This window comes from Geodermatophilus ruber (genome assembly GCF_900114385.1).
Classification (GTDB): domain Bacteria; phylum Actinomycetota; class Actinomycetes; order Mycobacteriales; family Geodermatophilaceae; genus Geodermatophilus; species Geodermatophilus ruber.
In genome coordinates this window covers 75,337-95,422 of the sequence record NZ_FOSW01000008.1, presented here as the reverse complement: position 1 = coordinate 95,422, position 20,086 = coordinate 75,337, and the positions used below count along the sequence as shown (strand labels likewise).

The window sequence follows — 20,086 nt, the reverse complement described above, 5'->3', positions numbered from 1 at the left end:
GGACGGGACGGGGGTGTGCCATGGCCACGGCGAGAACGGCCGACACGTGGCGTGAGTCCGGGAGTCGCGCCGAGCGGCGCACCGCGTCCCGCGGGGCGCATCCCGCCGTCGCCGGCGACTCCGAACCCATCGCGCGCCTGTCCCGCCCGGCGGTGCCCCCGCGGGGGCGTCCGGCCCGCCCCGACCTGCCGCCGCTGCCCGAGCCCCTGGCCCGCGGAGGGCGCGACGACGCCGCCCCCCGGCGCCCCGCCGCACAGGACCGGGCCGGCACACCCGGCCGGTCCGCGGGGCGCAGCCGTCCGGTGTCCTCCCGCGGCGCGACGTCCCGGAGCACGCCGCCGACCGGCGAGCGTGGCGGGCGGCTGCGCGGCATCGTCGCCGTCCTCGCCGTCTTCCTGGTCACGCTCGCCGGCGCCGCCGCCGACTCGTTCCTCGGTATCGGCCTCGGGCTGATCACCCTGGTCACGCTCACCGCGGCCACGGCGATCGGCACGCTGAGGGTCCGCCGCAGCGACCTGATGACGATGGTCGTCGCCCCGCCGCTGATCTTCATCGCCGTGGCGATGGTGAACATCGCGCTGGCGCCGTCGGCCTCGTTCAGCCTGCCGACCGTCGCGACCCTGCTCATCCAGGGCTTCCCGACGATGGCCGTGGCCACCGGCGTCGGGCTGGTGCTCTCCCTGATCCGCTGGGCCGCCCGGCGCTGAGCCCCCGGCCCCCGGGGAGGCGCCGGCCGGGTCAGGCCGGGTCGGCCGGCTGCTCGCCGCGCCGCGGGCGCAGCTCGTGCGGCAGCGCGAACACCAACCGCTCCTCGGCCGCCTTCACCGTCTCGACGTCCGGGTAACCGCGCCCGGCCAGCCAATCGAGCACCTCGCTCACCAGCACCTCCGGCACCGACGCCCCGCTGGTGACGCCCACCGTGCCGACGCCCTCGAGCCAGGCCGGGTCGATCTCGGAGGCGAAGTCGACCAGGTGCGCGCTGCGGGCGCCGGCCTCCAGCGCCACCTCCACCAGCCGCACGGAGTTCGACGAGTTGGTGGACCCGACGACGATCACCAGGTCGCACTCCCCCGCCATCTGCTTGACCGCCTGCTGCCGGTTCTGCGTGGCGTAGCAGATGTCGTCGCTCGGCGGGGACTGCAGCGCGGGGAACCGCTCCCGCAGCCGGTCGACGGTCGCGAGGGTCTCGTCGACCGACAGCGTGGTCTGGGACAGCCACACGACCTTCTCCGGGTCGCGCACCTGCACGGTGGCCACGTCCTCGGCGCCGTCCACGAGCTGGATGTGCGCCGGTGCCTCACCCGAGGTTCCCTCGACCTCCTCGTGGCCGCGGTGGCCGATCAGGAGGATGTCGTAGTCCTCCTTGGCGAACCGCTTGGCCTCCTGGTGCACCTTGCTCACCAGCGGGCAGGTCGCGTCGATCGTCCGCAGCCGGCGGGCCGTGGCCTCCTCGTGCACGGCCGGTGAGACGCCGTGGGCGCTGAAGACGACGACCGAGCCCTCGGGCACCTCGTCGGTCTCGTCGACGAAGATCGCCCCGCGGCGCTCGAGCGTCGCCACCACGTGCTTGTTGTGGACGATCTGCTTGCGGACGTAGACCGGGGCGCCGTGGATCTCCAGCGCCCGCTCGACCGCCACCACCGCCCGGTCCACGCCGGCGCAGTAGCCCCGGGGATCGGCGAGCAGGACGCGTCCGCGCTGATCGGCCATGACCCCATCGTAGGTGCGCGGCCACGCCCGCCCCGGGGCCGCGCAGGGGGCAGCCGGGAGACACGCCCCCGCCGCTGCGCCCGACCGGGGGCGCCGGCCGGGGTGAGGCTGCCTTCTGTCCCGGGCTGCGGCAGGCTGGGCACATGTCGCGTGAGATCCCGCAGGCCGTCCGTGCCGTCGCCGGCCTGGCCGCCACCGTCGTCGACGAGACCCGCCGGCTCCCCGAGGTGCTGCCCGCCCTCCCGGTCCGCGTGGTGGGGCTGGCCATGCAGATCACGATGAAGCTGCAGCAGCAGTACGCCGGCCTGGTGGCCCGCGGCGACGAGCTGTTCACCGGCGTCCGCGGCGAGCACGAACCGGGCCTGGCCACGTTCGACGAGGAGCTCCCCGACGAGCCTCCGGCCAACGCCGCCCGCACATCGGCCTTCGACCGCACCCCCGAGGTCGACCTCGGCCACTACGGCGAGGAGGAGCCCGCGACCTCCGGCGTCCTCGAGGAAGAGCTCCCCGGCCGGGCCCCCGAGCCGGCGCCCGAGGGGGTCGTCGAGGAGGTGCGCGTCCCCGAACCGGGGCTCACCGCCGAGGACGCGCTCGCCAGCGCCCTGCTGGAGGCCGACGGCGCGCCCGCTAGCACCCGCGCGGAGGACGGCGCCGGCGAGGTCGACGTCCTCACCCGCGACGGCGAGGTCGCCACCGTGGAGGGCACGGTCACCGACGAGGGCCTGGCCGCCCCCGAGGCACCCGAGGCGGCGGAGGCGCCCGAGGCGGCGGAGCCCGCCGCCGGCGGCGCACCCGTCGAGGGCTACGACGACCTCACGATCGCTCAGCTCCGCGGCCGGCTGCGCGGCTACCAGCTCGCCACGGTGCAGGACCTGCTGGCCTACGAGCAGGCGACGAGGGCCCGCGAGCCCTACGTCCGGATGCTGCGCAACCGGCTGGAGAAGCTGGAGCAGCAGGCGGTCGAGAGCCCGGACAACCCCCTGAAGCCGCGCGGCATCTGACCGAGGACCCCCTCCGGGCCGCCGGCCTGTCGGTCCCGTCCGGCAGGCTGGAGGGCATGACCGCCCCCTCCTCCCCGGAAGCGCCCTGGCCGGTCCGCACGGTGGCCCGCAAGGTCGCCGAGTGGATCGGCCGGCTCGGTGAGGTGTGGGTGGAGGGGCAGATCGCCCAGCTCTCCCGCCGCGGCGCCGCCACCGTCTTCCTCACCCTGCGCGACCCGGCCGCCGACCTGTCCGTACCGGTCACCTGCTCGCGGGACGTCGCCGACCGGCCCGGCCTGGAACTGACCGAGGGGGCCCGCGTCATCGTCCGGGCCCGGCCGGACTACTACATCGCCCGCGGCTCCTTCTCGCTGCGGGCCACCGAGATCCGGGCCGTCGGGCTGGGCGAGCTGCTGGCCCGGATCGAGCGGATCCGCCGGCTGCTCGCCGCCGAGGGCCTCTTCGACGCCGCCCGCAAGCGGCCGCTGCCGTTCGCCCCCGCCCTCGTCGGCGTCGTCACCGGCAAGGACAGCGCCGCCGAGCGGGACGTGCTGGTCACCGCCCGCCGCCGATGGCCCGCGATCCGGTTCGCCGTCCACCACAGCCTGGTGCAGGGCCCCTCGGCCGCCGCCTCGGTCATCGACGGGCTGCGCCGGCTCGACGCCGACCCCGAGGTCGAGGTGATCATCATCGCCCGCGGCGGCGGCTCGGTGGAAGACCTGCTGCCCTTCTCCGACGAGGGCCTGGTCCGGGCCATCGCCGCCTGCCGCACGCCGGTGGTCACCGCCGTCGGCCACGAGACCGACACGACGCTGGTCGACCACGTCGCCGACGTCCGCGCGGCCACCCCCACCGACGCCGCGCACCGCGTGGTCCCCGAGATCGGCGAGCAGCGGCGGCTGGTCGACGGGCTGCGCGCCCGTGCCCGGCACCTGCTGGCCGCCCGGCTCGAGCAGCAGGAGCGGTGGCTGGACAGCGTGCGCACCCGGCCCGCGCTCGCGGCCCCCCAGCGGCTGCTGGAGGGGCGCGCGGACGACGTGCTGGCGCTGCGCACCCGCGCCCGCCGCACCCTCACCCACCGGCTGGAGAGCGCCGAGCGCGACCTCGAACACGCCCGCGCCCGGGTCGCCGCCCTCTCCCCCGCCGCCACGCTGGAGCGCGGCTACGCGGTGGTCCAGCGGGCCGACGGCGCCCTGGTCCGCGACCCGGCCGCGGTGGGCGACGACGAGCGGCTGACGGTGCGGGTCGCGGGCGGGCGGCTGCCCGTGCGCGTCGACCGGCAGGATGGGGCCTCATGAGCGAGCCGACCGAGCCGACGACGACCTACGAGCAGGCCCGCGAGGAGCTCGCCGAGGTCGTGCGCCGGCTGGAGGCCGGCGGCCTCACCCTCGAGGAGTCGCTGACCCTGTGGGAGCGCGGTGAGCAGCTGGCCGGGCTGTGCCAGCACTGGCTCGACCGCGCCCGCGAGCGGCTGTCCGCCGCCGCGCCGGACCCCGAGCAGGGCCGGGCCTGACCCGCGTCGTCAGCCGACGACGGGGGTGACCGCGCCGGCCACCGTCTCCAGCTCCTCGTCGTCGGCCGAACCGGTCACCACGACCGTCACCCCGTCGGCCTCCCGGGACAGCGCCGTCTCACCGCGCTCCGTGGTCGACCGGGTCCAGGTCTGCCCGCCGACCTCGACGGTGCCCTGCTCCTCCGCGCCGGCGAGGATGCCGGTGAGGACCTCGCCGCCCTCGTCGTCGCTCACGACGAAGCCCGCGTACTCCTCCTCCGGCGTCAGGTAGCCCACCTCGAGCGTGACCGGCGCACCGGCCTCGGCACCGCCGGCGTCGGTGCGGGCGCTGGTCGGCCGGTACCCCTCCGGAAGGCCCGTGGGGGCGACCATCGGGTACGAGGCGCGGGCGGCCGCGAGTTGCACGCTGCCGGCGGGGTCGACCTCGCGCACCGTCTCCTCGCCGCTGTTGCGGAACGCCTGCCAGGCCACGAGCACCAGGCAGATCAGCACCAGCGGAACCAGCGACCGGACCATGTTGGCCGCGCTCATCCGGGTGGCCCGCTCGACGGCGGGCGACGGGGCGGGCGGATGCGTGGGCGAGGCGGGCGCCTCCTGGGGACGCTCGCTCGTCGGGCCGACTCCGGTCATTCCCCTAGGATCGCAGCACGCTCCCCCACCCCGCCGCCGAGCGTCCGTGCGGCCCCGCCGCCCGCCCTGCGCCGGCACCGGGCCGGCACGTCCGCCGGGCGGCCAACCACCGCTCCGCGGTGGTCCAACCAGGAGGTCCCGTGACTCTGCCCCTCCCCGACGGCCCGCTCACCCCCACCAGGAGCAGCTTCCGCGCCGACCGCCCGGCGCCCGACCGGAACCTCGCGCTGGAGCTGGTGCGCGTCACCGAGGCGGCCGCGATGGCCGCGGGCCGGTGGGTCGGCCGGGGCGACAAGAACGGCGGCGACGGCGCCGCGGTCGACGCGATGCGCGCGCTGATCGGCACGGTGAGCATGAAGGGCGTCGTGGTCATCGGCGAGGGCGAGAAGGACCAGGCGCCCATGCTGTTCAACGGCGAGGAGGTCGGCGACGGTCAGGGCCCCGAGTGCGACGTCGCCGTCGACCCGATCGACGGCACCACGCTGATGGCCAAGGGCATGCCCAACGCCATCGCCGTCATGGCGGTCGCCGACCGCGGGGCGATGTACGACCCGTCGGCGGTCTTCTACATGGAGAAGCTGGCCGTCGGGCCGGCCGCCGCCGACGTGGTCGACATCACCGCACCCGTCGCCGAGAACATCCGGCGGGTCGCCAGGGCCAAGAAGAGCTCCCCCGGCGACGTCACCGTCTGCATCCTGGACCGGCCGCGGCACGAGCAGCTGGTGAAGGAGGTGCGCGAGGCCGGCGCCCGCATCAAGTTCATCACCGACGGCGACGTCGCCGGGGCCATCGCGGCCGCGCGCGAGGGCACCGGCGTCGACATGCTCATGGGCATCGGCGGCACGCCGGAGGGCATCATCGCCGCCTGCGCGCTCAAGTGCATGGGCGGCGAGCTGCAGGGCCGGCTGTGGCCCAAGGACGACGGCGAGCGGCAGAAGGCGATCGACGCCGGGCACGACCTCGACCGTGTCCTGCACCTCGACGACCTGGTGCGCGGCGACGTCTTCTTCGTCGCCACCGGCATCACCGACGGCGAGCTGTTGCGCGGGGTGCAGTACCGCGCGGGGGGCTGCACCACGCAGTCGCTGGTGATGCGCTCGCGCTCGGGCACGATCCGCTCGATCGAGAGCCTGCACTCGCTGGAGAAGCTGCGGGCCTACTCCGCGGTCCCCTTCGACCGCAGCGACGAGCAGGCCTGAAGAAGGACCCCGTCCCCCTCACCGCTCGCAGGCTCGCGGCGAGCCTCTGGACGGGGCCGACCGAGACCTGTCAGGGCAGGGAAGGCGGGGGTGGTGGCGTCGGCGGCGGCAGGTGCCGCTGGGCCAGCCGCTCCATGACCGCGCGCCAGCGGCTGGCCGACTCCCCCGGCGCCAGGCTGCGCAGCCGCAGGTCGCCGAACAGCGTCCGGGCGCGGACCACCACCCGCGGCGTCCCCGCCAGCCGCGGCACCGGCGCCAGCTGGGTCTTCTTGTCACCGAACACCGTCCAGCCGGACAGCTCGGCGTCCACTCCCTCGGCGACGATCACGTCCACGTCGCCGAAGACGGTGCCCAGCACCAGCTCGATGCGGTCGGCGTCGGTGCGCAGGTTGCGCAGGTCCAGCCGGACGTCGCCGAAGACGGTGGAGGCCTGCCGGGGCACGTAGGCGGTGCCCTCCACCCGGATGTCGCCGAAGACGGAGGTCATCGTCTCCGGCATCCGGGTGCCGACGATCTCGACCGGGGGCGGGGCGTCGGCGGGCAGGTCGGCCACCAACGCGTCGAGCTCGGCGGTGCTGACGGCGGCGTAGGCCGCCCCCGCCCGCTCGCCGAACTCGTGCAGGTCGATGCGGCCCTCGCCGACCGCCGTCTGCAGCCGGGTCACGGTGGCTTCGCGGTCGGCGTCCGAGGCCCGGACGACGGGCGGCCGGTCGGAGCTCGCGTCGGAGGTCACAGCGGCCGACCGTAGCCGAGCAGGAACGTCCGGAGATCCGACGACGGCGGTCAGCCGCCGTAGAGGGACGCGCAGAAGCCGGCCGGCTCGTTGCGGCCGCCGCAGGTGTTCCCGTAGCTCTCGTACTCCGAGCCGACGTCGCTGGAGAAGAACAGCTCGTCGCAGGCGGCCCAGTCCTCCTCGAAGCAGGCCTCGGCCAGCGCGTCGAGCGACGCGTCGTCGCCGAGGGTCCCCGGCGGCTGGCCCGCCGGCACGTCGGCGGGGACGCCCATCTCGCCGCCCGTGAGCTGCCCCGTGTAGCCCAGCTCGCAGGTGCCGAACGCCGGCTCGTTGCGGCCGCCGCAGGCGTTCCCGTAGCTCTCGTACTCCGAGCCGACGTCGCTGGAGAAGAACAGCTCGTCGCAGGCGGCCCAGTCCGCCTCGAAGCAGGCCTCGGCCAGCGCGTCGAGCGACGCGTCGTCGCCGAGGGTGCCCGGCGGCTGGCCCGCCGGCACATCCTCCGCCCCGCCGGACGGCGCACTCGAGGAACTCGAGGAGGTGGGCGAACTGGACGGGCTCGAGGCGGACGACCCGGTCGCGCCGGTGGTCCAGGTGGGCTCGTCGTCGCGGAGCAGGAGGAACAGCGCCACCGCGATGCCGGCGAGGACGACCACACCGGCGACGACGAGGGCGATGACCGTGCCCTTGCGGCCACCGCCGGTGCCCCCCGGCCCGCCGGGGGGCACCGGCCCGCCGTACCCGGGCTGGCCGTAGGGCGGCTGCCCGTACGGGGGCTGGCCGTAGGGCGGCTGCCCGTACTGCGGCTGCCCGTAGGGCGGCTGCCCGTACGAGGGCTGCCCGTACGAGGGCTGCCCGTACTGCGGCTGCTGCCCGTACGAGGGCTGGCCTTGCTGGCCGTAGGGCTGCTGACCGAAGGGGGTCTGGTCGAACTGCTGCGTCTCCTGCCTCCCGGCCGGCGGCGGCACCGGCGGCAGCTGCCCGTGGAGGGGCTGCGGCGCGGGGACGGCGGGCCGGTCCAGCTGCTGCGTCGGCTCGTCGTGCCCGCCCGGCTGCTGCGCGTGCTCCCAGCCGTGCGGGCCCGGCCCGGCGCCCGAGGATTCGTCGCCGCCCTGCGGCGGGTTGGGCGGTTGGGACATGCTGGTGGGCTCCTCGGCTGCGCGTCGGTGTGCGCTGGGGATGCTAGGGCTCGGCTGCCCGGCGGTGCGGCAGCACCGGGGAACCCGCGCACGCGAGGGCTCTAGGGTCGCTCCCTGAGCACTGTCACCACACACGACACCGGGAGCGCAGCGTGGCCCTTCAGCAGGACGGCGCCGAGCAGGTCGACACCGACTACCGCATCGAGCACGACTCCATGGGGGAGGTCCGGGTTCCGGCATGGGCCAAGTGGCGGGCGCAGACGCAGCGCGCCGTCGAGAACTTCCCCATCTCGGGCACGCCCATCGAGCGCGAGCTGATCGGTGCCCTGGCCGCCATCAAGGGGGCGGCCGCGCAGGTGAACGCCGACCTCGGGGGCCTCGACGCCGACGTCGCCACCGCGATCCGCGAGGCAGCCGCGAGCGTGGCCCGCGGCGAGTGGGACCAGCACTTCCCCATCGACGTCTTCCAGACCGGCTCGGGGACGTCGAGCAACATGAACACCAACGAGGTGATCGCCACGCTGGCCAGCGAGTCGCTCGGCCGGCCGGTCCACCCGAACGACCACGTCAACGCCTCGCAGTCGTCCAACGACGTCTTCCCGTCGGCCATCCACGTGGCCGCGACCGGGGCGATCGTCCGCGACCTCATCCCGGCGCTGCAGCACCTCGAGGTGTCACTGTCCCGCAAGGCCGACGAGTTCGCCGAGGTCGTGAAGAGCGGCCGCACCCACCTCATGGACGCCACCCCGGTGACCCTCGGCCAGGAGTTCGGCGGCTACGCGGCGGCCGTGCAGTACGGCATCGAGCGGCTCCGGGCCTCGCTGCCGCGCGTCGGCGAGCTGCCCCTGGGCGGCACCGCCGTCGGCACCGGCATCAACACCCCGCCCGGTTTCGCGGCGGCGATCATCGAGCGGCTGGCCGGGGAGCTGGACCTGCCGCTCACCGAGGCGCGCAACCACTTCGAGGCGCAGAGCTCCCGCGACGGGCTGGTCGAGGCCTCCGGCCAGCTGCGCACCATCGCCGTCGGCCTGACCAAGATCGCCAACGACCTGCGGTGGATGGGGTCGGGCCCGCGGACCGGCCTCGGTGAGATCTTCCTGCCCGACCTGCAGCCGGGCAGCTCGATCATGCCGGGGAAGGTGAACCCGGTGATCCCCGAGGCCACCATCCAGGTGGCCGCCCAGGTGATCGGCAACGACGCCGCCGTGGCGTTCGCCGGCACCACGGGGAACTTCGAGCTCAACGTGACCCTCCCGCTGATGGCCCGCAACGTGCTCGAGTCGATCCGGCTGCTGGCCAACGTCAGCCGGCTGCTGGCCGACCGCTGCGTCGACGGCATCACCGCCAACGTGGACCGCTGCCGCGAGCTGGCCGAGTCCTCCCCCTCCATCGTCACGCCGCTGAACAAGTACATCGGCTACGAGGAGGCGGCCAAGGTCGCCAAGCAGTCGCTGGCCGAGCAGAAGACGATCCGCCAGGTCGTCGTCGAACGCGGTTACGTGGAGCAGGGCAAGCTGACCGAGGCGCAGCTCGACGAGGCCCTCGATGTCCTCTCGATGACCCACCCGTGACCCCGCGGGGTGGGTCCGCCGCTCGTGCGGCTGCGGATCCACCCCGCCAGGGCGAGGGAACGGGACAGAACTTGCGCGACCTGAGTAGCGTTCCTGTCTGATGAGCGAGACAGATGTAGCCCTGCGCTACCCCGGTGGAGAACTGCCCCTTCCCGTGATCCCCGCGACGGAGGGCGCGGACGGCATCAACTCGAGCAAGCTGTTGTCGACCACGGGCCACGTGGCCCTCGACATCGGCTTCGTCAACACGGCCTCCTGCACGTCGGCCATCACCTACATCGACGGCGACGCCGGCGTGCTGCGCTACCGCGGCTACCCGATCGACCAGCTCGCCGGCCGGGCCAGTTTCATCGAGGTCAGCTACCTGCTGATCTACGGCGAGCTGCCGACCGCCGCGCAGCTGGCCGACTTCGACTCCCGGATCCGGCGGCACACCCTGCTGCACGAGGACCTCAAGCAGTTCTTCAAGGGCTTCCCCCGCGACGCGCACCCGATGCCGGTGCTCTCCTCCGCGGTCAGCGCCCTGTCGACCTTCTACCAGGACTCGCTGGACCCGTTCGACCCCGAGCAGGTCGAGATCTCGACGCTGCGGCTACTGGCCAAGCTGCCCACGATCGCCGCCTACGCGTACAAGAAGTCGGTCGGGCAGCCGTTCCTCTACCCCGACAACTCCCTCGGCCTGGTGGAGAACTTCCTCCGGATGACCTTCGGGTTCCCTGCCGAGCCCTACGAGGTCGACCCGGAGCTCGCCGCGGCCCTGGACATGCTCCTGGTGCTGCACGCCGACCACGAGCAGAACTGTTCCACCTCGACCGTGCGGCTGGTGGGCTCCTCGCACGCGAACCTCTTCGCCTCGGTCTCGGCCGGGATCAACGCACTGTTCGGCCCGCTGCACGGCGGCGCCAACCAGTCGGTGCTGGAGATGCTCGAGAGCATCCAGCGCGAGGGCGGCGACATCGACCGCTTCGTCGAGCGGGTCAAGAAGAAGGAGCCCGGCGTCAAGCTGATGGGCTTCGGGCACCGGGTCTACAAGAACTACGACCCGCGCGCGGCGATCGTGAAGCAGACCGCCGACCGGGTGCTGGACAAGCTCGGCGGAAACAACGAGCTGCTGGACCTCGCCCGCCAGCTCGAGGAGGTCGCCCTCTCCGACGACTACTTCGTCGAGCGCAAGCTCTACCCGAACGTCGACTTCTACACCGGGCTGATCTACCGGGCGATGGGCTTCCCGACCAGGATGTTCACCGTCCTGTTCGCGCTGGGTCGGCTGCCCGGCTGGATCGCCCAGTGGCGGGAGATGATCGCCGACCCGGCCACCAAGATCGGTCGCCCCCGGCAGGTCTACACCGGGAAGACCGAGCGGCCCTACATCGACATCGCCGACCGCTGAAGAAGGACCCCGCTGCCCCCCCACCGCTCGCAGGCTCGCGGAGGGCCCCGGCAGCGGGGCCAGAGGTCCCGTCGTCCGCCCGGACGGCGGGACCTCGGCGTCTGCACGGCCCCTCTGCCAGCATGTTCTCCTGGGTGCACCACGCGGACTGCACGGGAAGGAGCCCGATGGCCGAGTCCTGCGCCGAGGACGACCTGGTCCTCCCGCCCGTCCCCCTCGCGACCGGCCGGAGGGTCGACCTCGACGGCACCTCCCGGCGCGTGGCCCGCGTCGAGCTCGTGGTGTCCACCGAGGACGGCGGCGAGCTCCGCATCCCGCTCGAGCACCACCACGGCGGCTGGTGGGCTCCTGCCGACCGGAGCGGCCCGGCCGGCTGACCGGTACGCCGATCGGGTGCCACCCGCGAATCCTCCTCACCCGGGCGGGTGAGACCGCCCCCTGAACCCCTCCGGGGACTCCCCCGGTCCGTCGATACGACGGCGAGCGCTCCGCTGCACCACGCGGGGCCGGCCACGTACGACCGAGACCGCCGGGGGACACCGCAGTGCCTGCACCACGCACACCGGCGTCCCGTCCGGGCGCCGGGCGGCCCCCGCTCACGCCCCGCGAGGCCGAGGCGCTGCGCGCCCTCCTGGCCGCCCGCGCTGCCGCCGGCGGGGGCGCCTCTGCGCGCCCGGGAGCACGCGCCCCCGGTCGTCCCACCGGCCGGCCCACGCCCGCCCGCCGCCGTCCCCCGCCCCGCGCCCGCCGGCCGCGTCGACGCCGTCCGGCTGCCGGCGGACGGCGCCTGCGGGTCCGGCTGGCCGTGGCCGCCGTCGGTCTCGTGCTGCCCGTGCTCGCCGGCCTGCTCGTGCCCGGCTCGCAGGCGCCCGGCACGGCCGCCGAACCGACCGACGTGGCCGGCCTCGCGCTGGCCGCGCAGACCACCCTCCGGGACAGCACCGGCCGCTACCGGCAGCTGCAGGAGGAACTCGCCGCGCGGCAGGCGGAGCTGGAGCAGGCGCAGCAGGCCGAGCGGTCCGCCCGGGACCGGATGGCCGTCGAGCAGGATGCGGTCGGCCGGACCGCCGCGCAGCTGTACCGGTCTCTCGCGGAGGAGCGCGTCCCGCTGCTCGATCTGAGCATCCACGACCCGGCGGCCACACCCGACGTCCTCTACCGCCAGGCGCTGGCCGAGCGGGCCACGCTGGACCGGGAGGGTTTCGCCGTCCGGGCCGCGCGCGTCGCGACGGCCGCGGAGGTCGCCGCCCGGCAGGTCGCCGCCGCCCGGGCCGCCATCGACGCCGTCGCCCGGCAGGCCGCCGGGGTCCTCGCGGCGGTGCGGGAGCAGGTGGCCGGACTCGGCACCGACGTCGCCGCGCAGCTCGCCGCGTTGTCGACCGGGCCCGCGGCCGCGGCGCAGCAGGAGCGCAACCAGCAGGCGCTGCGCCGCTGGCAGGAGTACCTCGGCGTGCTCACCGCCGCGGGCATCGAGTCACCGCCGGCGACCGCCCTCACCGACCCGGCCTCGCTCCCGGCAGGCCTCGCCCCCGCGCTGGACGGTGCGGGCCGCCCGATCCCCGGCGTCGCCTGGGCGATCGCCGGCAACCGACCGGTGACGGTGCTCCCGGCGGAGACGGTCGCCGCCGTGAGCAGCGCGCTGGCGCTGGTGGGCACGCCCTTCGCGCCGGGCGCCACCGGCCCGCACGCCTACGACTGCGGCGGCTTCACCGCCGGCGCCTGGCTGCTCGGCGGGTACGGGCTGCCGGCGACCGCGGCCGGCCAGTGGACCGCCGGCGCCACCGTCCCGGCCGACCAGCTGCAGATCGGCGACCTCGTCTTCACCGACGGGGGCTCGGACGTGGGCATCTACCTGGGCGAGGGGGAGGTCGTCGGCGCCTCGGCCGCCACGTACCAGGTCGGCGTCGGCTCGATGCCCGACCGGTCCGGCGCCGTGCGGGTGACCCTGCCGGCTCCGGCGGAGCCCAACACCCCGCTGCCGGCCGGAACCGCCGGCCGGGGGGCGTGCGGCGCACCTCCCGCTCCGGTCGGCCCGGTGTCGCCGGCCTGGGGCGGCTGGTCCAACGGGCGCATCCCGTCGACGGCGCTGTGCGCGATCGGCCGGGGCCACGCGCTGCGCTGCGACGCCGCGGCCGGCTACGGCGCGCTCGCCGACGCCTTCGCGACGGTGTTCGACCGGCCGCTGTGCATCACCGACTCCTACCGCCCGATGGCCGCCCAGGTCACGGCGTTCCGGCGCAAGCCGGCCCTGGCGGCCGTCCCGGGCACGTCGAACCACGGGTGGGCACTGGCGGTGGACCTGTGCGGCGGGATCAACGTCGCCGGGACGCCGGAGTCGGCGTGGATGGCCGCGAACGCCGGGCGATTCGGATTCGTCCAGCCCGACTGGGCCCGGCCGGGCGGCGAGAAGCCCGAACCGTGGCACTGGGAATTCGGGCACCTGGCCTGAGGCCCGGCCGTTCGGCTGTGGACCGCGTCGCGGTCCGGCTCAGATCCAGCGGAGCCTGGTCAGCTGCCGCCACGGCAGCCGCAGGCAGGGTTCCCCGGACTCGCCGGCCAGCCGGGCCGCGACGCCGGAGCTGGCGCATGCCACCGGGGAGCGCGGGGTGACCACGACGTGCAGGTCCGGCACGTCGAGGCCCGCCGTCGCGATCCGGGCCAGCAGCTGCTCGGGCGCGGCCAGGGCCGCCGAGGCCAGCAGCGGCACCTCCGGGTGCGACCACAGCGCCACGAGCCCCTCGACCCGCAGCACGCCGCCGACCGCGCCGGCCCGCTCGGTGGCCGCCGTCCGGATCCGGTCCACGGCCCCGGGGTCGGCCCCGGGCGACGGCGTCCACGGCAGGGCGAGCGCCCCCCGGCGGACGACGACCTGCCAGCCGACGGCGGTCTCGGTCCGGTCGGTCCAGTCCAGGACGGCGACGCCGCAATCCGCCGCCGTCGCGTCCGGCACCGGCCGGGAATCCACCCAGGTCGACAGCGCCGCGGCGATCCCCTCAGGGGTGGACGGCACGCGCGCGTCGGTCATGTCCTCGGCGAGGTCGTGGAGCGGCACGCGCACGCGCCGCTCGCCCTCTTCCAGTTCCACCACGGGGCCGTCGGCCCGGTCATCGCGCACAGCCAGGCGCAGCCCCTGGACGGCGAGGTCCGGCAGCAGATCGTCGATGGCGCGGCGCAGCGCGGGCACGGTCACCGGCTCCGGGCGCAGCAGTTGGAGCAGGCCGCCGCCGAGGGAGTGCGGGCTCACGGCCGAGGTCCGCTGAGGGCGGTCCGCAGGGCGGCCGAGAGCGTCGGCAGCGCGAGCACGCTGGCCAGCTCCACGGCCGACAGCCGCACCGGCAGCACGTCGACCCCCCAGCCGGTCGCCCGCCGGACGCGGGCCGCCGGCGCGGGCCACACCGCGTCGCGCGCGGCGGCCACGGAGAGCTCGGTCAGCACATCGGAGAGCCGGACGGCGGCGACGGGATGCACCGCCGGGTCCTCCAGCGCGGACCGCACGACGCCGGCCAGCTGCTCGCGGTCGGCAGCGGCCAGCCAGTGCGGCACCAGGATCTCCGGCGCGGGGCCTTCTGCGGCGAGGGTGCTCATCACGCTCCCCCCGTCACCGGTCGGCGCACGGGTCCGCCGAGGCGGATCTCCGTGCCGTTTCTCACGATGAGAGATATCGGCAGGCCCGATCGCTGTTCGACCCGTTCCAGCCACTTTCGTTCAAATGGAACTGATCAGTCTGCGAGTTCGACCAGCCGGAGCTTGAGCGACCGCTCCACCCGGTCGGCGTGCACGTTCATGTTCCGCACGGAGGTGTTCAGCTCGGCCGACAGCTGCGTCTTCGTCCGCCCGCCCCACATGGTGAGGTACCAGGTCGCCCAGCCCAGCACGTTGGGCTGACCGGCCCGCTGGTCGCGGCGCGCCGTCGGGTCCGGCGCGCAGGCCGCCGTCAGCGCGTGCGACAGCAGCGTCTGCTCGGCCTCGCCCATGATCTCGTCGGGCGCCTCGTGCGTGTCCGGCAGCAGGATCTCGGTGGCCTCGGGACCGCCGTCCAGGGACTGCAGGTTGCGCAGCCCGTTGAGGGTCGCCACCGTCTGCGAGTTGCGGCGCAGCGTCGCCACGCTCTGCCCCATGAAGGCGGCGAGCTCCTTCTCGCTGGGGCGCCGCTGGTGCTCGGCGACGAAGGCGGCGATCGCCTTCTGCTGCTTGTTCTCGGTGTCCGCCGCGGTGCGGCCGTGGGCGTTGCGGCCCAGGTCGTGCACCCACTTGGACAGCTGGGTGGCGAGGAAGGCCCCGAACGGCACGCCCTTGCCCTCGTCGTACTGGCTGACCGCCTTGAGGATCCACTCGCTGACCTGCTGGGTGAGGTCGTCGGGGTCGGGCAGGTGCAGCCGGATCGTGCTCATGTTCCGCTGCAGTCGCTTGAGGCTCAGCGGGAGGTAGTGCCGGCACAGGTCGTCCAGGAAGGCCGGCGGCAGGTCCCGCGGCGTCCGGCGGCGGACGTCGGTCTCCGCCCGCAGGCCCACCGTGGTGCAGCCGCGGCCCGCGCACCAGGCGCGCACCCAGTCGGCCAGCATCTGCGCCGACCCGCAGGCGCCGTCGACCCGGTAGAGCCCCTCGCCCTGGTCGTAGCTCACGGTGACACGATCGGGGAGCTCGCTGCGGAACTCCTCGAGCGGCAGCTCGTGGTCGACGCGGAAGTGCACCCGGTCGCGCGGGGTGATCGGAGCCAGGGCCCAGCCCTCGGCCTCGGGGATGCCGCCGAAGACGAGCGGGGCGCGTCGGATGGACGGTTCGGTCGGAAGGGTGCTGTGGTTCACCGGATCTCCTGGCGACTGTGCGGGGAAGACAAGGCCGCGACGAGCGTGCGCAGTGACGCTCGGGAGGACGGTCAGGCGGGGATCTGCTCGGCCGGGACGAGGTCCGCCGCGCCGGCCACGGCCAGGCGGGTCATCAGGTCGACGGCGGCCGCGCGGTCGGTAGCGCTCGGCGCGGGCGTGTAGACCGGCATGTGGTCGTACAGCGAGGTGAACAGCGCGCTGACGAACGCGTAGGCCGCCTGCGCCTGCGGCGAGAACCGGGCGACCGCCGTCCGCGGGCCCAGCTCGACGCCCACGGTCACCCGGACGACGCGGTCGTCCTTGCTCAGCCCGGTGAGGCTGAAGGAGACCTCGGGGTGCCCGTCGGCGAGCTCGGCCAGCATCGCCAGGCAGCGACGGGCCGAACCCCGCCGAGGCCGCAGCTGCACGTGGACGACCACCGTGTCGGACTCGGCCGCGAACCCGGCCGGGACACTGACCCCGGCATCGATGCCGGCTACCGCGACTGCGTTGTGTTGCATGGTGATCGCCCCCTGTTACGTGCTTAGGGGCAACTCTCGCGCATGCACTGCCCGTAACCGGTACAAGACTCGCTGTGCCTGACGCAGTTGTCCGGGCATCTCTTCGGCAGGTCTTGCCCGTGTCGGAGGCTGCTTCAGCCTCCGAGTTGCAGTTCTGGGCAGTTCTCACCAAAGCAGAAGGGGGTGACTCCGTGCAGTTCTGTCAGCTCGTGGGCTTCTCCGGAGCCTGCGCCGGGCCAAGGGGGTCGGCCGGCACCGGGGCGAAGGCCGCGAGGGCGCCGAGGGTGTCGGCGGTGACCTGGGCTGCGAGCAGGTTCGCCTCGGCGATCTGCCGGTAGACCTCCTCGCGGTGGATGGTCACCTCGCGCGGCGCCTTGAAGCCGAGGCGGACCGTGCCGCCGCGCACCTCGACGACGTGCACCTCGATGTCGTCGCCGATGCGGATCGTCTCGCCGACGCCGCGGGTGAGAGTGAGCATGTGAACCCCTCCGTGGGTGTGTGGTGGCCGTCCATGGCGGTGGATGAGGGCGGCGATGCCGCCCCAGGAGTTATCGGCGCAGGGGACGCCGGATCGGATGTGAGCTGTCGTGGAGCACCACCTGCGTGGCCCGCCAGTTGGCCGGGTTGACCACGATCGGCGCGCGCAGGTTGGCCGTCGCGGCGGCCGGCCCCTCCGGGGGAACGGTCAGCAGGCAGTACAGCCGCGCCTCCGCGGGGTCGGCCAGACCGAGGTCGGCGCACACCGCGCGGGGCAGCACGGGCGCGTAGTCGGGGAAGTACATGCCCGGGTCGATGGCGAGGAACCGCGGCCCCTCGGGGTCCATCGACTGCAGCCAGAACAGCCGCCCGTCGCCGTCGGCCGTCACCAGCACGTAGTCCCGGTGCCCGGGGAAGCCCGGCAGCGCCTCGGTCATCCCGAGCAGCGGCAGGGTGGCGACCGGCGCCAGGGTCATCGCAGGAAGTCCACGAGGGTCGGCTGGAGCGCCTTGGCCGTGGCCGAGAGCGCCGCCTCGTACCCGACCTTCTGCATCTCCAGTTCCATGATGGTCTTGGGCAGGTCGATGTTCTCGGTCTCGGCCAGCCGGCTGCCCAGGGTCAGCGACCGGTCCGCGGTGATCTGCTGGGCGATCTCGACCCGCTTCGACCGGGCACCGACGTCGGCGAGCGCGGAGAGCATGGTGTCGCGGACGGCGTCGAGGTCGCCCAGGCCGTTGGCCAGGGCGGCGGAGTCGACAGAAGTTGCCTTGATGGCGGCCGAGATGTCCGCCACGACCGCGAATAGGCTCTTGTCAAGCCCCACCGCGTCCCTGATCACGAATGCCTCTTCGCCGGTGATGTTCACCCGGACCCGCTCGGTGTCCGAGACCCGACGCATGACCTGAGGGCCGGTCTTGGGCGAACCGACGTAGTCCCCAGCAGTGTCGAAGGCCTGCGTCCCCTGGGTGATACCGCCGAACAGCGGGTGCCCCTGCAACTTCTGGTTGGCCAGATCCAGCAGGCTCCGCTGCAGTTGATCGATCTCGGCGGCGATGGCCTTCTGTGAACTCAGTCCGAGCGCGCCGGTGTTGCTCGCCTGAACGGTGAGATCCCGAACCCGACGCACCTGGTCGAGCATGGTGGTGAGCGCCGAGTCGGTGGCCTCGAGCTGGGTCTTCCCGTCGGTGATGTTGCGGGCGTACTGGGCGGTGGCCGCGATGTCGCTGCGGGTCTGAAGAGCCTGGTTGGTCCCGGTCGGCGAGTCGGACGGCTTGTTGATCATCCGGCCCGACGTGAGCTGCTCCTGAAGGCGAGCCACCGCGTCGAGGTTGCGACCGAGGCCCTGCAGGCTGGTGAGCGCGACCGCGCGCTGGGTGATGCGCATCAGGTCACCGCCCCACGAGGCCGGTGCGGTTGATCAGCACGTCGAGCGTCTCGTCGATCGCGGTCACCATCCGGGCCGCGGCCGAGTAGGCGTGCTGGAACTGGAGCATGTTGGACATCTCCTCGTCGAGGTTGACCCCGGCCACCGACTCGCGGGCGGCGTCGACGTTCGTGGTGATCTCGCTCTGGATGCCGAGGTTCCGGAAGCTGACCGCGGCCTCGACGCCGAGGGCGACGATGAAGTCGCGGTACACGGAGTCCGGGCTGCCCGGAAGCGTCCCTAGGTTGGCGATCCGGTCGGCGATCTCCGCGTCGGTGCTGTTCGGAAGACTCGATGCGGCGATCTGCTCCGGCCCGATCGCGGGGTTGAGCCGGATCGTCGCCGCGGTCACCGTACCGGCCGGCAATGGTCCCAGCAGGTCCAGGCCAAGGGCACCGGCGAGGTCGACGCCCGTTTTGTGCACGGCGTTCACCTGCGCGACGAGCTTCTGGGCCACCTCGTCGAGCGCCGCGCGCGAGGTCGGGACGATGTCGGTCAGGACGGTGATCTGCCCTTGCGCGGTGCCGCCGGGCGTGACGTTAGTGCCGCCGGGCACCGTGACGATGCGCGGCATGTCGGTGAGGGCGTCGTCCGGCTGGACAGCTCCCTGAACCGCCAGCTTCGTCGCGGCGGCGCCGGTCACCAGCGTCACCCCACCGACGAGGACGTTGAGGACGCCGTCCTCGGCCGGCCGCACGGTGGCCCCGACCTGGTCGGCCAGCTTGAGAACGAGGACGTCGCGCTTGTCGGCCAGCTCGTTGGCGGACTTGCCGTCCTGGGTGGCCCGGCGGATCGCCTCGTTGAGCTTGGCGATGTCGCCGGCAACGGCATTCACCTCGTCGACGAGGGCGACGAGGTTCTCCTGCGCCTGGGTCCACTGGGCGTCGAGCGACGACCGGGCGGCCTGAAAGCCGCTGACCAGCGTCTCGGTTCGCTGCAGCAGCTGGCTTCGGGCCGCGGGGTCCGTCGGGTGGTTGGCGACGTCACCCCAGGCCGCCCACATGTCCGACAGCTGGCTCTGGATGCCGGTGTCCCCGGGTTCCCGGAGGGCCTGCTCGACCATCTCGTAGGCCTTGCTTTCGATGGTGAGCCGGGCGGTTTTCGCGTACTCGGTGTGGGCTCGGCTCTCGAGAAAGGTGTCCCGGATGCGGATCACGTCGTCCGCGCTCACCCCACCGGCGGTGGCGCGGCTCGTCGAGAAGAAGGCCGGCACGGCGGTGCCACCCATCGACTGCAGATCGACCCGCTGCCGGGAGTAGCCGTCGGTGTTGACGTTGGCGATGTTCTGCCCGGTGACGTCGAGCCCGCGGCGCTGCGCCCACAGCGCCGTCGTTACCGTGTTCAGCCCGGAGAAAGTGCTCACAGGGCACCGTCCAGGGTGACCGCGCGGTTGGCCCGCTCATCGGTCCGGCCGGTGGCGCCGTAGGTGCCCGCCGATGGCGCCTTCACCGACAGCAGCGCGTCGCCGAGCGCGGCCAGCCCGCCCTCGATCAGCTCGCGGTTGGTATCGGAGAGGCTGCGCAGGTCCGTGACGAGCACGAGCAGCGCCTCGTGGTGCTTGGCGTACAGGTCGTTCCACGGCGCCGGCGCGGCCTCGGCCAGCTTTCGCAGTGACGGATTGGCGCCCACCCCGAGGCGCTCGGCGATGGCCTCGGTCGCGGCGGCCCGCTCGACCTCCAGCATGCGCAGCTGGTCGAGGACCACCTCGATCTCGTGCGCGATGCGCGCCAGCCAGCGGGTCTTGCCGGTGACGATCAGGTACTGCTTCTCCTCCGCCTTGAACAACAGCAGGTCCAGCAACTCCTGCTCCCGCCAGAGCAACGTCGACAGGTGCTGGTAGTCCACGCCCCCACCGTCCTTCCGTCGTCTCCCCGGGGCAGTCATCCGGTGCTGCCAGCGGGTTCTCGGAACTGGCTTCGGCACCATCAGGGGACGTCTCAAGCCGAGGTGCTCAAGTTCGGCGGAATTCGGCCGATAGGGGGTCCCGACTCCGCCCGG

Annotated in this window: 22 protein-coding genes; 9 read left to right on the top strand and 13 right to left on the bottom strand. The window is 73.9% G+C overall.

What is annotated here, in order from left to right; translation table 11 throughout:
- The first annotated feature begins 20 nt into the window (after nt 1–20).
- Nucleotides 21–707 (top strand): DUF6542 domain-containing protein, encoded by a 687-nt coding sequence (locus BMZ50_RS14075; protein ID WP_091325654.1) that lies wholly within the window; start codon nt 21–23, stop codon nt 705–707.
- A 31-nt stretch (nt 708–738) separates the two neighbouring features.
- Here the strand turns inward: BMZ50_RS14075 and BMZ50_RS14070 are convergent, their stop codons facing one another.
- Nucleotides 739–1,710: a 4-hydroxy-3-methylbut-2-enyl diphosphate reductase gene (locus tag BMZ50_RS14070; RefSeq protein ID WP_091325651.1), complete on the bottom strand. Its 972-nt coding sequence runs from the start codon at nt 1,708–1,710 to the stop codon at nt 739–741.
- Nucleotides 1,711–1,853: 143 nt separating this feature from the next.
- On the opposite strand from BMZ50_RS14070, the gene BMZ50_RS14065 reads away from it, so the two are divergent.
- Genes BMZ50_RS14065 through BMZ50_RS14055 form a run of 3 tightly spaced genes read left to right on the top strand, consistent with a single transcriptional unit; the run spans nt 1,854 to nt 4,203 of the window.
- Nucleotides 1,854–2,711 carry a lipid droplet-associated protein gene (locus BMZ50_RS14065; protein ID WP_091325647.1) on the top strand — a complete coding sequence of 286 codons (858 nt, stop codon included), beginning with the start codon at nt 1,854–1,856 and terminating at the stop codon, nt 2,709–2,711.
- Between the two features lie 56 nt (nt 2,712–2,767).
- Complete coding sequence (gene xseA, locus BMZ50_RS14060) at nt 2,768–3,988, top strand: exodeoxyribonuclease VII large subunit (protein ID WP_091325645.1); 1,221 nt, start codon at nt 2,768–2,770, stop codon at nt 3,986–3,988.
- The gene (locus tag BMZ50_RS14055; RefSeq protein WP_091325643.1) at nt 3,985–4,203 is read left to right on the top strand and encodes an exodeoxyribonuclease VII small subunit; all 219 of its coding nucleotides are present in this window, start codon (nt 3,985–3,987) and stop codon (nt 4,201–4,203) included. Before xseA ends, BMZ50_RS14055 begins: the two co-directional genes overlap by 4 nt.
- A 9-nt stretch (nt 4,204–4,212) precedes the next feature.
- On the opposite strand, the gene BMZ50_RS14050 is transcribed toward BMZ50_RS14055, so the two are convergent.
- A complete protein-coding gene (locus tag BMZ50_RS14050; RefSeq protein WP_091325639.1) occupies nt 4,213–4,833 on the bottom strand; it encodes a DUF4245 domain-containing protein in 621 nt (206 codons plus the stop codon).
- 140 nt (nt 4,834–4,973) lie between these two features.
- On the opposite strand from BMZ50_RS14050, the gene glpX reads away from it, so the two are divergent.
- Nucleotides 4,974–6,032: a class II fructose-bisphosphatase gene (glpX, locus tag BMZ50_RS14045; protein ID WP_218146249.1), complete on the top strand. Its 1,059-nt coding sequence runs from the start codon at nt 4,974–4,976 to the stop codon at nt 6,030–6,032.
- A 70-nt stretch (nt 6,033–6,102) separates the two neighbouring features.
- On the opposite strand, the gene BMZ50_RS14040 is transcribed toward glpX, so the two are convergent.
- Nucleotides 6,103–6,765: a DUF1707 SHOCT-like domain-containing protein gene (locus BMZ50_RS14040; protein ID WP_091325636.1), complete on the bottom strand. Its 663-nt coding sequence runs from the start codon at nt 6,763–6,765 to the stop codon at nt 6,103–6,105.
- A gap of 50 nt (nt 6,766–6,815) precedes the next feature.
- Entirely contained in the window at nt 6,816–7,901 is a 1,086-nt protein-coding gene (locus tag BMZ50_RS24215) for a hypothetical protein (protein WP_177212782.1), read from the bottom strand.
- Between the two features lie 152 nt (nt 7,902–8,053).
- Here BMZ50_RS24215 and BMZ50_RS14030 point away from each other — a divergent pair, with 152 nt between their 5' ends.
- The 4 genes from BMZ50_RS14030 to BMZ50_RS14015 all read left to right on the top strand — a co-directional run bounded on the left by BMZ50_RS14030 (nt 8,054) and on the right by BMZ50_RS14015 (nt 13,311).
- On the top strand, nt 8,054–9,472 hold the full coding sequence (locus BMZ50_RS14030; protein WP_091325635.1) for a class II fumarate hydratase: 1,419 nt from the start codon (nt 8,054–8,056) through the stop codon (nt 9,470–9,472).
- A gap of 100 nt (nt 9,473–9,572) precedes the next feature.
- Complete coding sequence (locus BMZ50_RS14025) at nt 9,573–10,862, top strand: citrate synthase (protein WP_091325632.1); 1,290 nt, start codon at nt 9,573–9,575, stop codon at nt 10,860–10,862.
- 167 nt (nt 10,863–11,029) lie between these two features.
- Nucleotides 11,030–11,239 carry a hypothetical protein gene (locus BMZ50_RS14020; RefSeq protein WP_091325630.1) on the top strand — a complete coding sequence of 70 codons (210 nt, stop codon included), beginning with the start codon at nt 11,030–11,032 and terminating at the stop codon, nt 11,237–11,239.
- 428 nt (nt 11,240–11,667) lie between these two features.
- Nucleotides 11,668–13,311, top strand: coding sequence for an NlpC/P60 family protein (locus BMZ50_RS14015; protein WP_245753650.1), 1,644 nt, complete (start codon nt 11,668–11,670; stop codon nt 13,309–13,311).
- Between the two features lie 39 nt (nt 13,312–13,350).
- Here BMZ50_RS14015 and BMZ50_RS14010 read toward each other — a convergent pair whose 3' ends face one another.
- From BMZ50_RS14010 to BMZ50_RS13970, 9 genes are all read right to left on the bottom strand, one after another.
- Nucleotides 13,351–14,106, bottom strand: a complete 756-nt coding sequence (locus BMZ50_RS14010) for a hypothetical protein (RefSeq protein WP_091325625.1) — start codon at nt 14,104–14,106, stop codon at nt 13,351–13,353.
- Entirely contained in the window at nt 14,103–14,447 is a 345-nt protein-coding gene (locus BMZ50_RS14005) for a hypothetical protein (RefSeq protein ID WP_091325623.1), read from the bottom strand. Before BMZ50_RS14005 ends, BMZ50_RS14010 begins: the two co-directional genes overlap by 4 nt.
- Nucleotides 14,448–14,581: 134 nt before the next feature.
- Nucleotides 14,582–15,667: a sigma-70 family RNA polymerase sigma factor gene (locus BMZ50_RS14000; RefSeq protein ID WP_091325621.1), complete on the bottom strand. Its 1,086-nt coding sequence runs from the start codon at nt 15,665–15,667 to the stop codon at nt 14,582–14,584.
- 71 nt (nt 15,668–15,738) lie between these two features.
- Nucleotides 15,739–16,188 carry a hypothetical protein gene (locus BMZ50_RS13995; protein WP_245753649.1) on the bottom strand — a complete coding sequence of 150 codons (450 nt, stop codon included), beginning with the start codon at nt 16,186–16,188 and terminating at the stop codon, nt 15,739–15,741.
- A 202-nt stretch (nt 16,189–16,390) separates the two neighbouring features.
- Nucleotides 16,391–16,666 carry a carbon storage regulator CsrA gene (gene csrA, locus BMZ50_RS25275; RefSeq protein ID WP_091325619.1) on the bottom strand — a complete coding sequence of 92 codons (276 nt, stop codon included), beginning with the start codon at nt 16,664–16,666 and terminating at the stop codon, nt 16,391–16,393.
- A gap of 70 nt (nt 16,667–16,736) precedes the next feature.
- Entirely contained in the window at nt 16,737–17,141 is a 405-nt protein-coding gene (fliW, locus tag BMZ50_RS13985; protein ID WP_091325616.1) for a flagellar assembly protein FliW, read from the bottom strand.
- On the bottom strand, nt 17,138–18,049 hold the full coding sequence (flgL, locus tag BMZ50_RS13980) for a flagellar hook-associated protein FlgL (RefSeq protein ID WP_091325614.1): 912 nt from the start codon (nt 18,047–18,049) through the stop codon (nt 17,138–17,140). Before flgL ends, fliW begins: the two co-directional genes overlap by 4 nt.
- Nucleotides 18,050–18,053: 4 nt before the next feature.
- Complete coding sequence (flgK, locus tag BMZ50_RS13975; protein ID WP_091325611.1) at nt 18,054–19,451, bottom strand: flagellar hook-associated protein FlgK; 1,398 nt, start codon at nt 19,449–19,451, stop codon at nt 18,054–18,056.
- Nucleotides 19,448–19,933 (bottom strand): flagellar protein FlgN, encoded by a 486-nt coding sequence (locus BMZ50_RS13970; RefSeq protein ID WP_091325608.1) that lies wholly within the window; start codon nt 19,931–19,933, stop codon nt 19,448–19,450. The genes flgK and BMZ50_RS13970 overlap by 4 nt, the downstream gene beginning before the upstream one ends.
- Nucleotides 19,934–20,086: the final 153 nt, after the last annotated feature.

Bases quoted from the DNA above. Each gene is read 5' to 3' on its own strand.
- BMZ50_RS14075 (WP_091325654.1), top strand. From the start codon at position 21: ATGGCCACGGCGAGAACGGCCGACACGTGGCGTGAGTCCGGGAGTCGC.
- BMZ50_RS14070 (WP_091325651.1), bottom strand. From the start codon at position 1,710: ATGGCCGATCAGCGCGGACGCGTCCTGCTCGCCGATCCCCGGGGCTAC.
- BMZ50_RS14065 (WP_091325647.1), top strand. From the start codon at position 1,854: ATGTCGCGTGAGATCCCGCAGGCCGTCCGTGCCGTCGCCGGCCTGGCC.
- xseA (WP_091325645.1), top strand. From the start codon at position 2,768: ATGACCGCCCCCTCCTCCCCGGAAGCGCCCTGGCCGGTCCGCACGGTG.
- BMZ50_RS14055 (WP_091325643.1), top strand. From the start codon at position 3,985: ATGAGCGAGCCGACCGAGCCGACGACGACCTACGAGCAGGCCCGCGAG.
- BMZ50_RS14050 (WP_091325639.1), bottom strand. From the start codon at position 4,833: ATGACCGGAGTCGGCCCGACGAGCGAGCGTCCCCAGGAGGCGCCCGCC.
- BMZ50_RS24215 (WP_177212782.1), bottom strand. From the start codon at position 7,901: ATGTCCCAACCGCCCAACCCGCCGCAGGGCGGCGACGAATCCTCGGGC.
- BMZ50_RS14025 (WP_091325632.1), top strand. From the start codon at position 9,573: ATGAGCGAGACAGATGTAGCCCTGCGCTACCCCGGTGGAGAACTGCCC.
- BMZ50_RS14020 (WP_091325630.1), top strand. From the start codon at position 11,030: ATGGCCGAGTCCTGCGCCGAGGACGACCTGGTCCTCCCGCCCGTCCCC.
- BMZ50_RS14005 (WP_091325623.1), bottom strand. From the start codon at position 14,447: ATGAGCACCCTCGCCGCAGAAGGCCCCGCGCCGGAGATCCTGGTGCCG.
- BMZ50_RS13995 (WP_245753649.1), bottom strand. From the start codon at position 16,188: ATGCAACACAACGCAGTCGCGGTAGCCGGCATCGATGCCGGGGTCAGT.
- csrA (WP_091325619.1), bottom strand. From the start codon at position 16,666: ATGCTCACTCTCACCCGCGGCGTCGGCGAGACGATCCGCATCGGCGAC.
- fliW (WP_091325616.1), bottom strand. From the start codon at position 17,141: ATGACCCTGGCGCCGGTCGCCACCCTGCCGCTGCTCGGGATGACCGAG.
- flgL (WP_091325614.1), bottom strand. From the start codon at position 18,049: ATGCGCATCACCCAGCGCGCGGTCGCGCTCACCAGCCTGCAGGGCCTC.